14 protein-coding genes are annotated in these 13,777 nt (G+C 68.1%); 5 read left to right on the forward strand and 9 right to left on the reverse strand.

The annotated features are described in order from the left end of the window. Positions 1-61: 61 nt before the first annotated feature. Positions 62-763 carry a TetR family transcriptional regulator gene (locus IEW15_RS10140; protein ID WP_188577439.1) on the reverse strand — a complete coding sequence of 234 codons (702 nt, stop codon included), beginning with the start codon at positions 761-763 and terminating at the stop codon, positions 62-64. A gap of 224 nt (positions 764-987) precedes the next feature. Between IEW15_RS10140 and IEW15_RS10145 the strand changes: the two genes are divergently transcribed. The 5 genes from IEW15_RS10145 to IEW15_RS10165 all read left to right on the forward strand — a co-directional run bounded on the left by IEW15_RS10145 (position 988) and on the right by IEW15_RS10165 (position 5,345). After that, the gene (locus IEW15_RS10145; RefSeq protein ID WP_188577540.1) at positions 988-2,892 is read left to right on the forward strand and encodes an acyl-CoA synthetase; all 1,905 of its coding nucleotides are present in this window, start codon (positions 988-990) and stop codon (positions 2,890-2,892) included. An 84-nt stretch (positions 2,893-2,976) separates the two neighbouring features. Beyond that, positions 2,977-3,429, forward strand: a complete 453-nt coding sequence (locus IEW15_RS10150) for a MarR family winged helix-turn-helix transcriptional regulator (RefSeq protein ID WP_188577441.1) — start codon at positions 2,977-2,979, stop codon at positions 3,427-3,429. Continuing rightward, complete coding sequence (locus IEW15_RS10155) at positions 3,426-4,229, forward strand: enoyl-CoA hydratase-related protein (RefSeq protein WP_188577443.1); 804 nt, start codon at positions 3,426-3,428, stop codon at positions 4,227-4,229. The genes IEW15_RS10150 and IEW15_RS10155 overlap by 4 nt, the downstream gene beginning before the upstream one ends. 127 nt (positions 4,230-4,356) lie before the next feature. Then, a complete protein-coding gene (locus IEW15_RS10160; protein ID WP_188577445.1) occupies positions 4,357-4,659 on the forward strand; it encodes an antibiotic biosynthesis monooxygenase family protein in 303 nt (100 codons plus the stop codon). Further along, positions 4,659-5,345 (forward strand): helix-turn-helix transcriptional regulator, encoded by a 687-nt coding sequence (locus IEW15_RS10165; protein ID WP_188577447.1) that lies wholly within the window; start codon positions 4,659-4,661, stop codon positions 5,343-5,345. Before IEW15_RS10160 ends, IEW15_RS10165 begins: the two co-directional genes overlap by 1 nt. A gap of 23 nt (positions 5,346-5,368) precedes the next feature. Here the strand turns inward: IEW15_RS10165 and IEW15_RS10170 are convergent, their stop codons facing one another. From IEW15_RS10170 to IEW15_RS10205, 8 genes are all read right to left on the reverse strand, one after another. After that, positions 5,369-6,499, reverse strand: coding sequence for an NADH:flavin oxidoreductase/NADH oxidase (locus IEW15_RS10170; RefSeq protein ID WP_188577448.1), 1,131 nt, complete (start codon positions 6,497-6,499; stop codon positions 5,369-5,371). 110 nt (positions 6,500-6,609) lie between these two features. Next, positions 6,610-7,425 carry a hypothetical protein gene (locus IEW15_RS10175; protein ID WP_188577450.1) on the reverse strand — a complete coding sequence of 272 codons (816 nt, stop codon included), beginning with the start codon at positions 7,423-7,425 and terminating at the stop codon, positions 6,610-6,612. Between the two features lie 27 nt (positions 7,426-7,452). Continuing rightward, the gene (locus IEW15_RS10180) at positions 7,453-8,811 is read right to left on the reverse strand and encodes an amidase (protein ID WP_188577453.1); all 1,359 of its coding nucleotides are present in this window, start codon (positions 8,809-8,811) and stop codon (positions 7,453-7,455) included. Positions 8,812-8,885: 74 nt separating this feature from the next. Further along, positions 8,886-9,566 carry a DUF2848 domain-containing protein gene (locus IEW15_RS10185; RefSeq protein WP_188577455.1) on the reverse strand — a complete coding sequence of 227 codons (681 nt, stop codon included), beginning with the start codon at positions 9,564-9,566 and terminating at the stop codon, positions 8,886-8,888. A gap of 79 nt (positions 9,567-9,645) precedes the next feature. Beyond that, a complete protein-coding gene (locus IEW15_RS10190; protein WP_188577457.1) occupies positions 9,646-10,932 on the reverse strand; it encodes a TRAP transporter large permease in 1,287 nt (428 codons plus the stop codon). 53 nt (positions 10,933-10,985) lie between these two features. Beyond that, positions 10,986-11,594, reverse strand: a complete 609-nt coding sequence (locus IEW15_RS10195) for a TRAP transporter small permease subunit (RefSeq protein ID WP_188577459.1) — start codon at positions 11,592-11,594, stop codon at positions 10,986-10,988. A 100-nt stretch (positions 11,595-11,694) separates the two neighbouring features. Next, positions 11,695-12,780 carry a TRAP transporter substrate-binding protein gene (locus IEW15_RS10200; RefSeq protein WP_188577461.1) on the reverse strand — a complete coding sequence of 362 codons (1,086 nt, stop codon included), beginning with the start codon at positions 12,778-12,780 and terminating at the stop codon, positions 11,695-11,697. 108 nt (positions 12,781-12,888) lie between these two features. Further along, positions 12,889-13,731: a putative hydro-lyase gene (locus tag IEW15_RS10205; protein ID WP_188577463.1), complete on the reverse strand. Its 843-nt coding sequence runs from the start codon at positions 13,729-13,731 to the stop codon at positions 12,889-12,891. Positions 13,732-13,777 lie beyond the last annotated feature (46 nt).

Raw genomic sequence — 13,777 nt, forward strand, 5'->3', positions numbered from 1 at the left:
AAATCACCGCACAATCAAAGCACCGCACGCCCCTAAACCGGATCGAACCAGACCCTTGGGGTCAACTCCGACAGGCTGCTAGAAACAGGTCGCGCAGGCTGGTGCCCAGCAGGCGCGCGAAATCGAACCGGAATGGCGCCATGTCGTCGCGGTCATACAGCGCCGCCAGATGCGGCGGCGGGCTTGCCAGATGGTGGCAGCCGATCAGGCAGGCGAAGATACCGGGCATCACAGACCCCGCATCCCGGGCCGACACCCCAAGCACCCGTGCCAGCGCGCGGGTGAAGCTGTCGAGCCGGTCGAGCATGCCGCGTTTGCTGGCATAGAGCGCCTCAGGGTCGAGCCTGGGTTCGAGCGACCCGTGCAGCGCCGCGTTCAGCCGGGCCATCAGCGGCACATCCATACACGCCCCGACAATGGCCGCTGAGGCCGCCCGCGCGGCATCGGCCTGATAGCCCGCCACCGCCGGATCGGCCGCGGGCTTGGCTGCGAACCGTGCGTCGATGCGATCGAACCAGCGACGATTGGTGCGATCATACAGCGCCAGGAACAGGGCTTCCTTGGACGGCGCATACAGATAGACCGTGCCCTTGGCGACGCCCGCCGCGCGGGCCACGTCCTCGATACCGACCGCCTCGACGGTCGGTGCCGTTTCATATAAGGCACAGGCGGCATCGAGAATGCTCTCGAACCGCGCGGCCTTGGCCTCGGTGCTGCGGGCGCGCCGGCTGCCCTGCCCGGTCGCGCTGGTGCTGGCGGTCAATCGCGGCATCCTTCGTCCTGCATCATGAGACAGATCCGGCGCATCGTCCCACCTGTCCCCTCTGGCGCAGGATGGCCGCGAAGTCGCGGCGGGGCAAGCGCGACGGATCGATACATGCCGCACTGTTTGTCTCGACCCACCCGGCCCGGAGAGGCATCATCCGCTGCACAATCAAGCCTGCTTGTGAGGAAACAGCCGCCATGTCCATGCGCACCCGCCATCCGATGGGCCCCCGCTTCCACATCACCGGCATCGGCGATGTCGAGCGGATCGAGCGCGAAATGCCGTTGTCGGAGCGCATCGCCTTCACCAGCACCTATGACGTCCTGCGCTGGGCGGCGGATGCCTATGGCGATGCGCCGGCCCTGTCGCTGATCGCAGGCGGAACCGCGGACGAGTTCCCCCGCACCCTGGGCTATCAGGCGTTCTTCAAGGCCGTGACCCGCACCGCCAACGGCCTTGCATCGCTGGGCCTGGGCCGCCGCGACGGTGTGGCGCTGCTGATGCCCAATCTGCCTGAGACCCATCTGGCGATCTGGGGCGCCGAAGCAGTCGGCATCGCCGCCCCGATCAACCCCCTGCTCGGCATCGACCAGATCGCCGAGATCGCGGAGGCGGCCGATGCGCGGCTGATCGTGGCCCCGGGGCCGATGGCCGGCAGCGATCTGTGGGAAAAGGCGCTGGCGACGGCGGAACGGCTGCCCGCGATCACGACCGTGCTGAAAGTGGGCGGCGGGCCGGTCGACATGGCCCGCCACCCCAAGGTGCGTGATTTCGCCGAGGTGCTGGCATCCAGCCCCGATGACGCGCCGGTCGGGTGGACAGAGCCGCAGCCCGATGATGTCTGCGCCTATTTTCACACCGGCGGCACCACCGGCACGCCCAAGCTTGCCCGGCATCTGCACCGCAATCAGGTCTATATGGGCTGGGTTCTGGCGCGCTTCGTCGACATGTCGCCGGCCGATTGCACGCTGTCGGGGCTGCCGCTGTTCCATGTCAACGCGGTGCATGTCAGCGGGCTGGCGCCGTTCATGGCTGGCGCGCATGTGGTGCTGGCCTCCCCCGCCGGCTATCGCAATCCGGCGGTGATCCAGAATTTCTGGCGGTTGGTGGAACGCTTCCGGGTGACCATGTTCTCGACCGTGCCGACGGTATGCACGGCGCTGATGCAGGTGCCGGTGGCGGGCGCCGATCTGTCGAGCCTGCGCTTCGCCGTGGTCGGCGCCGCCCCCCTGCCGGTCGAGGTGATCCGCAATTTCGAGGCGCTGACCGGCATCCGCATCCTGGAAGGCTATGGCCTGACCGAAGGCACCTGCGCCTCGGCGGTGAACCCCGCCTTCGGCCAGCCCGTTGCCGGGTCGGTCGGCATCCGCTTCCCCTATCAGGACATGAAGGCGGTGATCGTCGATGGCGATGGCGCTTATCTTCGCGATGCGGCGGTCGATGAAATCGGCGTGCTGTGCCTGAAGGGGCCGAACGCGATCGGCGGCTATAAGCAGGAGCGGTTCAACAAGGGCCTGTTCGTGGCGGATGGCTGGGTGTCCACCGGTGATCTGGCGCGGATCGATGCCCAGGGCCGGATCTTCCTGGCCGGGCGCGCCAAGGATCTGATCATCCGCGGCGGCCACAACATCGACCCGCAATCGATCGAAGACGTGCTGCATGCCCATCCCGCCGTGGCGCTGGCCGGCGCGGTCGGCCGCCCCGACGCCTATGCGGGCGAAATCCCCATTGCCTATGTGACCCTGAAGCCCGGCGCCACGGTAACCGCAGACGCGCTGAAGGACTGGGCACGCGAGCGCGTGTCGGAGCGCCCGGCCGCGCCGGCCGAGGTGATCATCCTGAACGAGATGCCGGTGACCGCCATCGGCAAGATCTTCAAGCCGACCCTGCGCTATATGGCCACGGATCGGGTCTATGCAGGGGAACTGGCTACCCTTGCGCATGAACACGGGCTGACCGCGACGGTCGTCACCGGCCAGGACGGCAGCCATGGCACCGCCGCCGTCGTCACCTTGCGCCGGGCCGATGGCAGCGCGGTACCAGACGTCCAGCGGCCGGCACTGACCGAAGCGGTCGGCCATGTTCTGGGCCGGTTCCCCGTGTCCCACCGGGTCGCCTTCGGCTGATCGGCCCCATCTGCAGAATGACGCTTGATATGCATCATCATCGATGTATATACTTCGACGTCGATGTATAGCGCCGGAGTGCCCATGCCCGCATCAAAGCCGCCACGGCTGATCCATCTGCTCGCCGCCGCCAACCGGCGGGTGATGGCCATCGCCGAAGCCGGGCTGGCCGATCTGTCATTGACGCCATCGCAATCGGCGGCGCTGTTCGTGCTGGGGGAGCGCGGACGGATATCGGTGACCGAGCTTGGCCAGGTGCTGGATCTCAGCCAGTCCTCGGCCTCGACCCTGGTTCAGAAGCTGGAAGCCGCGGGGCTGGTCTCGCGGTCGGCCGATCCGGCCGACCGGCGCGCCGTGACCCTGATGCTGACCTTCGAGGGCGACGAGATGCGGCGCGTCACGGCCCGGCGCGCCAACGACCTCAACCGCCGCATGGCTGCCGGGCTGTCCGCCGAGGCACTGGCGGTGATCGCGCAATGGCTGGCCACGGTGGCAACCGATCCCGTGGACCCAGAGCAGGAGACCACACGCCCATGACCGGCACAGCAGCAGCCCCCACCAGAACCGTCACCGATGATGTCCGGGTGGTGACCGATGGCGGGATCACCGAAATCATCTTCGCCCGTCCGGCCAAGAAGAACGCCATCACCAACGACATGTACGGCGCCATCGCCGACGCGCTGGAGGCAGCGGAAGCCGATGACAGCATCCGTGCCGTGCTGATCCATGGCGAGGGCGGCGATTTCACCGCCGGCAATGATCTGGGCGACTTCGCGCAGGTCGCGCGCGGCGACGTGCCCGCCGAGCGCCATGTGGTGCGGGTGTTGAAGGCTCTGGCCCGTTTCCAGAAGCCGGTGATCGCGGCGGTCGAAGGTGCCGCGGTCGGCATCGGCACCACCATGCTGCTGCATTGCGATCTGGTCTATGTGGCCGATGACGCCCGATTGTCGGTGCCCTTCGTGAGCCTGGCGCTGGTGCCGGAAGCCGCGTCCAGCCTGCTGCTGCCGCTGGCGATCGGCCATCGCCGCGCCTATGAGATGTTCGCGCTGGGCGAGGTGTTGAGCGGCACGGATGCCGCATCGATCCACCTGGTCAACAAGGCCCTGCCGGCCGCCGAGGTGCTGCCCGCCGCCCGCGCCGCCGCCGCCCGCATCATCCGCCAGCCGATCGGCGCACTGAAGGCGACCAAGGCGCTGATGCGCAATGCAGCCCTGATCGGCGCGGTGATGGACAGCGAAAGCCGGGTCTTCGCCGAGCGTCTGCGCTCCCCCGAAGCGGCCGAGGCCTTCACCGCCTTCGCCCAGCGCCGCGCGCCGGATTTCACGCGGCTGGGATAACAGCGGACCAGCGCGAAGCGCCAGCACGAAACAACCGGGACGCGGCCCATGCCTCCTGACAGAATGCTGTCAGGAGGCATGGGCTATTCATGGGCCATCGACAACGCCAGAACGAGGCACACGCATCATGGACCATCCGGTTCTCGAAATCGTCCGCTTCACCACCCGCCCCGGCATTGATGTGGCGGGCTTCCTGGCCGATGCGGCACGCATGGATGGCTGGCTTGAAGGCCAGCCCGGCTTCATCCGCCGGCGTCTCGGTCAGGCCGATACCGGCATCTGGATCGACTGCATCGAATGGCGGAGCATGTCCGAGGCCCACGCCGCCGCCGAAGGGCTGATGGCAGAGCCCAGCGCCAAGCCGTTCCTGTCGGCGATCGACGGCGGCAGCGTGGTCATGACCCATCTCGACATCCGCCACGCCGCCTGATGCGCCGCGCCGACCGCCTCTTCGCCATTCTTCAGGCCTTGAGGGGCGGTCGGCTGCGCACCGCCGACCAACTGGCCCAGATGCTGGAAGTCTCGACCCGCACCATCTATCGCGATCTGGCCGATCTTCAGGGCCAGGGCGTGCCGATCGATGGCGAACGCGGGGTCGGCTATCTGCTCCGCGACGGCTTCTTTCTGCCGCCGCTGGCCCTGTCGGCCCTGGAACTTGAAGCACTGACCTGGGGCGTCGCCCTGGTCCGCGCCCATGCCGATGAAAGCCTTGCGGCGGCGGCACGCGAGTTGGAGGTGAAGCTGAAGGCTGCCGTCAGCACCGCGGGGTCACTGCCGCCCGCCACTGTCGCCGCCTATGGATTCAGGGTCTCGGCCGCCGATCGCGACCGCCTGCGCGTGGCGCGCGAGGCCATCGCCGGCCGCCGGGTTCTGGCGCTGACCTATGCCGACGCGGCCGACCGACCGTCGGGACGCCAGATCCGGCCCCTGGAATTGCAGCATTGGGGCGCGGTCTGGACCCTGACCGGCTGGTGCGAACTCCGCGGGGATTTCCGCGTGTTCCGCATCGATCGTATCCGGACGATGACCGACACCGGCACCCGCTTCCGCGACGAGCCGGGCAAGCGGCTGGCCGACTATCTGAGCCGCCTGAAGCCGCCACCCGGAGGGTGTTGAGGTATACGGCCGGCGGCGCCCGGTCAGAGCTGCACGATGCCGCGCGCGTACTGGTCCGGCCAGGGCAGATCGGCGCCCAGCGCCTTGGCGGCGCGCAGCGGCCAATGCGGATCGCCCAGCATCACCCGCGCCAGTGCCACCAGATCGGCGCGGCCATTGGCGATGATCTCTTCGGCATGTTCCGGTTGGGTGATCAGGCCGACGGCGGCGGTGGGGATGCCGGCCGCCCGGCGGATCGCCTCGGCGAACGGCACCTGATAGCCGGCATAGGCCTTCAACTTCTGGCGCGGATCGCCGCCGCCCGACGAGCAGTCGATCAGGTCGACATCGCCCCGCGCCTTCAGTCTCGCGGCAATCGCAACGCTGTCGGCAATATCAAGGCCACCCTCGACCCAATCGCTGCACGACAGCCGCACGAACAGCGGCAGATCCGCCGGCCATTCCGACCGCACGGCATCCAGCACCAGCATCAGCGCCGCCATGCGCCGCTCGGCATCGCCGCCAAAGGCATCGTCACGGGTGTTCGACAACGGGCTGAGGAAGGAATGCAGCAGATAACCATGGGCGCCATGCACCTCGACGATCCGGAAGCCGGCGCGGCGGGCACGGGCAGCCGAGGCCGCGAAGGCATCGGCAACACGACGGATGCCGTCTTCGTCCAGCGCCCGCGGCACCGCATGGGCGGGCGAGAACGCCGCATCCGTGGGCCCCACCGGCTGCCAGCCACCCTGATCCGGCCTGAGCAGCGTGCCGCCACGCCAGGGCGCATCGGTCGACGCCTTGCGTCCGGCATGGGCGAGCTGGATGGCCGGCACCGCACCCTGCGCCTCGATGAAGCCGGTGATGCGCGCGAAGGCCGCTTCCTGACCATCGGTCCACAGGCCGGGGCACCAGGGGGTGATGCGGCCTTCGGGGACCACGGCGGTCGCCTCGGCGAACACGATCCCGGCACCGCCCTTGGCGAAGCCGCCCAGATGCGCCAGATGCCAGTCGCCGGCAATGCCGTCCCGGGCACTGTACTGGCACATCGGCGCGATCATGATCCGGTTGCGGGCGGTCACCGACCGGAAGCTGACCGGGTGGAACAGCATCGGGTCGCGACCCGGGGCCGGAATGGCGCTGGGAACGGCTGCGGGCTTGGCGGCATCGGCCATCGGGCGGTCTCTTTCAGCAGAACGACATGCAATAGGCTTCGGTGTGGCAGGATGACCCGGCCGGCGGCCCTTGCCAAGCCCACACCCCGCCTGTACCGCCGGCCGGACGATCAGCCCGTTGTCCGCCCGCGCCGCAGATGGCGGACCGCCAGCCCCGACGGCGGCAGCAGCGATGCCGCCAGCGACAGCATCCAGGCCTGGAACGGCGACATCGTCGTCACCGCCAGGGCCATCACCGTTGTGAACACCGCCAGACTGCTCATGCCGCCCATCGCCGCCAGCATGGTCTGGCGGGCGGTTTCGGGGCCATAGCGCTGGTGGACGGTCAGCGAGATCGCGATCATGCCGATCGGGAAGCCCATCAGCAGCCCGGCCCAGATCGGCCCGGCAAGTGCTGCCACGATCGTGACGCTGGCGACCAGCACCCCCGCCAGACAGCCCCGGATCGCCAGATCCAGCAGCCGGCGGGCGCCGCGCGGTGCCGGACCATCGCCGGCGGCATGGCGGCAGAACCGCAGGGCCACGATCGCCGCCGCCACATAGACCGGCAACGCCACCACCAGATCCAGCGGCAGCGCCGCTGTCGCGGCCGCGACCACCACCCAGACCAGGATCGAACAGCCGACGGCCGCAAAAGCGCCCATGCGGTTGGCGACCAGAATGAAGGTGGCGACGAAGATCAGGGTGGCCGTCAGCGCCATCAGCGTCGCCACCGCCGCATCATGCAGAAAGCCCGGCGGGTGCTGGTCCAGCAGGAAGAAGAAGCCCGGTCCCATCACGATCGGCAGGCCGGCGGCAATGCCGCCCAGCGCCGGCCCGGCATGCTGGACCAGCAGCGAGACGCCCATCACCACGATGGCGGTCGCGATGACGCGCGCCATGACCGGCAGCAACTGGGCGGTGATATCTGCAAGCAGCATATCCATGGGTCGGGGGCCCCTCTGGATATCCGCTCAGGCGCCGTGGCGGCGCACGACCAGCGCCTCGATGCCGGCCGCGGCATTCAACAGCGCATGATCGGTACCGTTGCGCCCCAGAACCATCAGACCGGCTGGCAGCGTGCCCGGCTCGGCGATCGGCAGGGTGACGCCGCAGAAATCGAGGACATTGCCGAAAGTGGGGTTGCGCAGCACCATCAGGTTCAGGCGGGTGTAATCGGCATCGGCGGCCAGATCCGCGATCTTCGGCGGCACGATCGGAATGGTCGGCATCAGCAGCGCGTCGAAGGGGCGGAGCGCCCGGTCGGCCGCGGCGATCATCCGCCGGCGGCGGGTCAGCAGATCGATGTAGTCGGCCGCCGACATCTCGGCGCCGCGCCGGATGCGGGTCATCACCCGCTGGTCATAGCCGGCGCCGGACCGCTCGATCAGCGCCCGGTGCCAGGCCCAGCTTTCGGCGGCGGTGAAGCCGCCGGCGGCATTCAACTGCGGCACCTCGGCGATTTCCGGCAGCTCCAGCTCGATCAGTCGGGCGCCGGCATCGCGCAGCCGCTTCAGGGCCGCGTCATAGGCGGCGGCGACATGATCGTCGACACCGTCCATCGGCAGGCCGCGGGCAACCGCGAAGGTCATGTGCGACGGGTCGCGCGGCACCAGAACTCGCGGCACCTCGCCCGCCAGCACGGCATCGACCGTGGCGCAGCAGGCGACCGTGGGCGCCAGCGGACCGATCGAATCCAGCGCCGGTGACAGCGGCAGCGCCCCGTCCAGCGGCACCCGCGCCTGCGACGGCTTGAAGCCGACGATACCGGCGAAGCAGGCCGGAATCCGGACCGAGCCGCCGGTATCGGTGCCGATGGCGGCCACGGCCATGCCCTTGACCACCGAAATACCGGCCCCGGCCGACGATCCGCCCGGAATCCGGCTGGCATCGATGGCATTGCCGGGCGTGCCGTAATGCGGGTTCAGCCCCACGCCCGAGAACGCAAACTCGGTCATGTTGGTCTTGCCGGTGATCACCGCCCCGGCCGCGCGCAACCGCGCCACGATCACCGCGTCGCCGGATGCGGGGGCCGCGTCCTTCAGCACCACCGACCCGGCCGTGGTGGTCTCGCCGGCGACATCGAACAGATCCTTGATCGAGATCGGCATGCCGGCAAGCGGCCCCTGCGCGACCCCGGCCGCGCGCAGGTGATCGGCAGCCAGCGCCGCGGCACGCGCGCCGGCATCATAGACCCGGGTGAAGATCTGCGCCCCCGGCGTGAACCCCTCGTCATGGATGCGGGCAAGCGCCGCCTCGGCGAGCTTGCGGGCCGACACCGTACCGTCGTGAAAACCGGCTGCGACATCGGCGAGAGGGGTCGGGTAGGTCATCTCCGGCGCGTCCTTCGTCATGAGGGAGGGCATGGTGGGGTTATGAAGGCGAAGCGTGGCAGCGCCCCTGATCGTCACGCGATGACAGGCAGTACCTTCGTGGTATAGCGGTGAACGATCCGGCGGCCAAGCACCGGGTCGTCCAAATGGACCTCGAAAGCCTCGGCCGGCCGGATGCCGCCGATCACCGCGAGCGTGCCGCACAGCATCGCCTGCCCCGTCGCCAGCCGGCTGTCGCCGCCGGTGTAATCGGCGATCAGCGTCCGCGGGTCGAGCAATCCGGCCACCGTACCCGCCTGATAGGGCACCGCCTCACCCCCGATGATGGCAAAGGACTGCAAGGTCAGACGGTCCCAATGGCCCACGACCTCGTCGAACCGCCAGGCCTCGCGCGCCACCGGCTTCGGCGCCATCTGCTTCGACACCGCCACCGAATAGGCCTCGACCCGCCGGTCGGTATGGTCGGACCCGACGGTGACCCACATGCCGTCATCGGTGCCGATCAACACGACCTCCGCCTCGCCCGAACTGTCGGGGCCCAGCACTTCGATCTCGTCGGCCTGGGTCAGCATCTGTGCCGACAGGCGGTAGAACAGCGGCACGCTCGACGGCCGGGGCACGCCGATCGCCTCCAACTCGCGGATATGCTCCTCGACATGATGGCGGTCACGGCCGGCCCAGCCGGCAATGATCAGGCTGGTGACCGTGACCTGGAGCTGGTGGTTCTCAGGGGTCTTCAGGATGAGCGTAGACATGAGAGTGGCATCTCCTCGATACGGGCGGCAGGCCCGGAGGGCGGTTGCAGAAGCGGCGAAATTGCTCGACGGCGCGTGGTCAGCCGGCCATGGCGGTCGGCAGAAACAGCGCGATGCCCGGAAACAGCACCAGCAGCAGCGCCATCACCAGCATGGCGCCGACAAAGGGCAAGGCACCGACCATCACCTGGTTCAACGACACGCCGCCGCCGACCCCCTGCACGACATAAAGGTTGAGCCCGACCGGCGGCGTGATCAGCGCCATTTCGACCATCAGGATCAGCAGCACGCCGAACCAGATCGGATCGAAGCCCAGCGCCGTGATCACCGGTGCCACGATCGGGATAGTGATCACCATCAGCGACAGGGTTTCGATGAAGAAGCCCAGGATCACATACATCAGAACGATGCAGGCGAGCATGCCATAGGGGCCGAAGCCCAGCCCGTCGATCAGCGCCTGCAGATTGCGGGTGACGCCGGCGCCGGCGAGAACGAAGTTCAGGAAGTAGGCCGAGATGATGATCAGCATGATCATCGCCGTGGTCTTGATCGAGGCCTCGACCGCGGCCTTCAGCATGCGCAGGTTGAAGCTCCGGTTGGCGATGGAGAGCCCCAGAGCCGCGACCACCCCCAACGCCGCCGCCTCGGTCGGCGTCGCCCAGCCGGCATAGATCGAGCCCACGATCACCGCGAACAGCCCCAGCACCGGCAGCAGATCGGGCAGCACCCGCAACCGATCGCCCCAGCCGGCAGGGCGGCGCGGCCCACCCAGCGATGGCTTCCACATGCAGGCGCCGGCGGCGGTGGCCATGAACAGGGCCGCCAGCAGCAAACCAGGGATCAAGCCGGCCAGGAACAGGCGCGGGATCGAGGTTTCGGTCAGGAAGCCATAGACGATCAGGTTGATCGAGGGCGGGATCATGATGCCGAGCGTGCCGCCGGCCGCGATCGCCCCCGCGAACAGCCGATTGTCATAGCCGAGCGCCTTGGCCTGCGGCATGGCGACCGCGCCCACCGTCGCCGCGGTCGCGACCGACGAGCCCGAGGTGGCGGAAAACAGGGTCGCGGTGCCGATATTGGCATGAAGCAGGCCGCCCGGCATCCAGGACAGCCATTTGTCGAGGGCGGCATAGGTGCGTCCGGCGATGCCGGCGCGGACCAGGATTTCCCCCAGCAGCACGAACAGCGGCACCGCGATCAGCAGAAAGCTGTTGCTGGTGCTCCAGAACACCTCGCCCATCGCCTTGTAGAGCGGAAAGAACGAGAAGCTCTGGTCGATGAACAGGCCGAGTGCGACCAGGGTCGCCGCGATCGGCACGCTCAACAGCAGCAGGACCAGCAGAACGACAAGGGCGGCTCCGAGCACGGGCGGCGCTCCCGACAAGCGTGAAATGGAATGAGACTGGGGTGGATCGCGGCTCAGCGCGGCCGGGAATGATCGTTCTCGGCAATCTCGTCTTCCAGGCTGCGATTGCCCCAGACCCGCGCCACGGCATCACGCTCGCCGGTCACCGCACCAAGCACGGTCCGCGCCGCGATGACGAAGACGGTGAAGGCGAACCACACCAGCCCCGCCATCCACAGCATCTGCGGAATCCACAAGGGCGTCTGAAGCGGCGTGTTGGCGGTGGATCCGCGGCGCAGCGTACCTGCCAGCAATTCCTGCACCTGCGACAGCAGCACAATCACGAACAGCGCCATCATCAGGATCGAGACGACATCCAGCACCACCCGCAACCGCGGCGACAGGCGCATGTAAATGACATCGATCCGGATATGCGCCTTTTCGATCAGCGCATAGGCAAGGCCCCAACTGGTGACGATCGCCAGCACGTAACCCGACAGTTCATGTGCGCCGTGCAGCGAGGATCCGAACAGTCGCAGCACGATTTCGGCCACGATCATCGCGACCGCCGCGAACAGCAGCACGCCGCAGGCCCAGACCCCTGCCCGGCTGATCGTGGCCGCAATGTCGAGCACGCGGTCGAGGAACCGGCCGGCGGCCGTTCCGGAAACCGGCAAGGTCATGGCGTGGGTGCTCCTGCGGCCAGAATTCTGAAGATCCGTGTCGATGACCCGTCCGGCGATCATGATCCGCCGGACGGGCAATGGTGTCACGCAGCCGGGCTTACTTGGCGACGGCGGTCAGGCCCGATGCCGCACCTGCGGTCTCGTTCCAGGCTGTGACCACGGCCGGGTCGACCCGGGCGGCCCAGCCCGGCAGGATGATGTCGGTCAGAATGCCCCGCGCCAGCGCGCGGTCGGCATCGGTCACCGCGACCAGGGTCATCTTGCCGGCCGTACCACGGCCGCAATTGCCCTTGCCGGTCAGGCAGGCGATGCCCTCGACCGTCTCGCCCATGGCGGCATCCCAGACCGGCGCCTCGAACTTGGTCGCCAGTTCCCGCGTCACGAATGCCTGGGCCAGCGGATCGATCTCGGCCCATTTGTCCTTGTTGGCGGCGGTCACGACATAATCCCAGCCGCCCAGCGGCATCGGCAGCAGATGGGTCGAGACCTCGTGCCAGCCCGAGCTGTAGCCCGACAGCGAGCCGGTGACCGCACAATCGACAACCTTGCGCTGAAGGGCGGCCGGCACTTCCGAGAAGGCGAGCGTGATGCCCTCGGCGCCCAGCGCGTTCAGGAATTCGGCGGTGGTCCGCCCACTGGCACGAACTTTCTTGCCCTTCAGATCCGACAGGCCGGAAATCGGCGCGTTGCAGAACACGATCTGGCTGGGATAGGGCACGATCGCCAGGATCTCGGCGTTGAAGCGCTTGCCGAAGGCCTCGTTCAGCACCGGCCGATAGGCCTCGACCAGCTTCTTCGCATCGGGCACGCCCGGCGCGATCATCGGCATGTCCAGGCCCTCGATCTCGGGCGCATCCTCGATCGAGTAATCGGCAACCGTGGCACCGATGGTGAACACGCCGCGCGACAGCAGGCGATAGACCTCCGCCCCCGCCAGGCCCATCTGATCGAAGGTCGTGACCTGGGTCTCGACCGCGCCATTGCTGTCTTTGGTCAGCGTCTCGCCCCAGAACGGCTTCTCGAAATTCTTGTGCAGGCTGAGGCCGCTCCAACTGCCGACGAAGCTGAGCTGTGTGGCCGGCACATCGGCGGCACCGGCCGTGGCCGGCAGGGCAAGGGCGGCAGTGGCAACGCCGGCAAGGGCGAGACGGCGCAAGCTGGCAGGCTTGATGGTGCTGGTCATCTGATCCTGAACTCCGTGTCGGTGGGGTCGCCGCCCGATGCACGGCCGGGCGATCTGCATCTTATGGGTCAAGCTGTCACGGCACCGGCGGTGGCCGATGCGACATCGTCAGATCACCGCCAGGCGCGCATTGCGCAGGTCGGTGATCAGCATATGGCCGGGGACATGGGCGATCGCGATCGGCGGCTTCGCCGCCTCCACCGCCACCTGCGGGGTCACGCCGCAGGCCCAGAACACCGGAATTTCACCCGGATCGATCACCGGATCATCGCCGAAATCCGCCCGCATCAGATCGTTGATGCCGATCGCCGCCGGATCGGTCAGATGCACCGGCGCGCCATGAACCGCCGGAAACCGGCTGGTGACCTGAACGGCGCGGATGGCATCGGCCGGCTTGAACGGGCGCATCGACACCACCATGCCACCACCGAACCGGCCGGCCGGCACCAGGGGAATGGTGCTGCGATACATCGGTACATTGCGGCCCAGGCTGACATGGCGGACATCCAGCCCGTCCTGGATCAGGGCCTCTTCGAAGGAAAACGAGCACCCGATGACGAAGGTCACCAGATCATCCCGCCAGATGTCGCCGATTTCCAGCGGATCATCGGCGTCGGCAACGCCGTCGCGAAACACGCGATAGCGCGGCAGATCGGTGCGGATGTCGATATCGGCGCCCAGCGACGGCAGATGCGGATTGCCCGGCTCCCCCACCGCCAGCAATGGGCAGGGCTTGGGATTGGCCTGGGCGAAACGCAGAAAGTCGCCGGCATGGCTGTCGGGCAGGATGATGACATTGCCCTGCACGAAGCCGGGCGCCAGCCCCGCGGTCTGGCCGGTAAAGGTGCCGGCCCGGATCTGCACCCGGCACCCGTGCGGCACCTCCACACCCGCCGCCCGGCCATCCACGCGCACCTCTCCTGCCGCCGCATGCGCCACGCCCGCCGCCATCCCGCATCCCGTTCCTGAAACTGAAAACATCCCCGAAGGGCAGAGC

The organism is Tistrella bauzanensis (assembly GCF_014636235.1).
Classification (GTDB): domain Bacteria; phylum Pseudomonadota; class Alphaproteobacteria; order Tistrellales; family Tistrellaceae; genus Tistrella; species Tistrella bauzanensis.